The organism is Arsenophonus endosymbiont of Bemisia tabaci Q2, assembly GCF_902713415.1.
GTDB lineage: Bacteria > Pseudomonadota > Gammaproteobacteria > Enterobacterales > Enterobacteriaceae > Arsenophonus.
Genome location: NZ_CACTIE010000266.1, coordinates 1 through 2,032 on the forward strand (window position 1 = coordinate 1; position 2,032 = coordinate 2,032).

The following is a 2,032-nucleotide window of genomic DNA, read 5'->3' on the forward strand; positions in this document are numbered from 1 at the left end:
CTCAACCCTTTTTCTTCCATCGTAAATATCACTTTACTTCTAAAATCAATTGAATAGCTCATATAAATAATGTCATCAAAATTAAGTCGCTTAGCTATATAGCGTTTACGAAGGGTATGAAAATCTTGTCAAGCAACAGCACGGTGCTTTAGTTTATTTACAGAATAATGTTGGAAGATGATTGGATGGGTTTTCTGACGAGTAAAAAATTAAAAACAATTAACATTATGATAAAATTGAATAAATTAATTTTTATACTTATATTCACTGAATATTCACTGCCGAAACTTATTTATTTCGCAAAAAATGAAATAAAAACTAAAATACACAACCAATGCTTCATTTTAAATCAACCTTCAGATAACACTTTATCCATACAAATAACAATTAATCAAACTTCCAAAAAATTATTTGTCATAAAATTTTAAATTTTATATTATTTATCAGCATATTGCACACACTGATAAATATACAGTAATTTTTATATCGCTTATCATACAAAGTCTATACTTTGAATAGAAAAATATTCTAATTAGTCCGTGACTATTTTATGTGTAAATCTTATTATTCGAAATAATTTTATTAAGAATTATTTGAATTATTACTATTTTTTGTTATTAGTTTATTAATTTTTGAAAATACGCCATTTTAATAGCGCATTTTTTAAATTTGATTAAATAATTTTTAATTTAAATTAAATTTTACGACTTAAGCTACCTCTTCTACATAGGTCACGCTGGATACGTGTTACACCAATGCTTGGGTTATTATTTTCACTTAAACTGGCTAATACCAGTTCTATTACTTTATCAGCAATAGCTTGGTGACGTTGAACAACCGATAATACTGGACAATTAAAAAAATCTAACAATTCATTATCACCAAAAGTTAGAATCATAATATTATTTGCTAATTGCCCATTACGCTTTAACATCACCTCCATTACTCCTTGTAACAGAGAAAGTGATGTTGTAAAAAACGCTTCCGGCATTTCATTATGATTTAACCACTGCGCAAAAATTTCTTCAGCAGCATGAAGTTCATAACTAATCGCATATAAATAAGTGACAGAATGTGAATTATCTTGCCAAGATTCTCTAAATCCTTGTTCACGTAATAAGCTAACAGAAAGCTCTGGCAGCGCACCTAAATAGAAAACTTTTTTAACCGAAAATTTGTGTAATTCAGTTGCTAACATTTTGGCATCTTGTAAATCATCACCAACAACACTAATAAAATGCTGTTGTTCTAATGCGCGATCTAAAGCAATAATAGGTAATGAACGGTTAGTCCAGCGCTGATAAAAGGGACGTTCCGGGGCTAGAGCGGTAGAAAAAATGATTGCATCCACCTGACGCTTTAGTCAGTGCTCGATACACCGAGTTTTGTTATCTGGTTGATCCTCAGAGCAGGCAATGAGTAACTGATACCCACATTGACCTCCTTACGCTCAAGATAATTTGCAATCTGTGTATAACTAGTATTTTCTAAATCTGGGATCACCAAAGCAATTAAATGGGTACGGCCAGCTCGAAGACCTGCAGCAACCGCATTTGGATAATAGTTATATTCCTTAACAACAGATATCGCTCTTTCAACAGTCTTATCACTGACTCGATACTGTTTAGCTTTACCATTGATAACATAACTGGCGGTTGTGCGAGAAACTCCGGCTAGACGGGCAATTTCATCCAATTTCACGTTGATGCCGCCTTTTAGAAACAGGAAAAGTCTCAAAAGCTTTAAGACAATAAATATTGCGCCATTTTAACTTGCTGAAGAGATATTTTCACCGCAAAATTTGCTTTTTTTACCATGAAAACCCTATAGCTAAGCGACTTAATTTTGATGACATTATTTATATGAGCTTATGAGCTTATGAGCTTATGAGCTTATGAGCTTATGAGCTTATGAGCTTATGAGCTATTCAATTGATTTTAGACGTAAAGTGATATTTACGATGGAAAAAGAAGGGTTGAGTATCCGAGAAACAGCGAAACAATTTCGGATTGGCTCTGCATCTGTATCGCGT

1 protein-coding gene and 1 pseudogene are annotated in these 2,032 nt (G+C 32.4%); one reads left to right on the forward strand and one right to left on the reverse strand.

Annotated features, from left to right (window positions below):
- Positions 1–694: 694 nt before the first annotated feature.
- Positions 695–1,701: pseudogene (gene cra / locus ARSQ2_RS11030) on the reverse strand (catabolite repressor/activator).
- 217 nt (positions 1,702–1,918) lie between these two features.
- Between cra and ARSQ2_RS15110 the strand changes: the two are divergent.
- The coding region (locus ARSQ2_RS15110; protein WP_202880424.1) for an IS630 transposase-related protein at positions 1,919–2,032 on the forward strand (114 nt) is incomplete at its 3' end.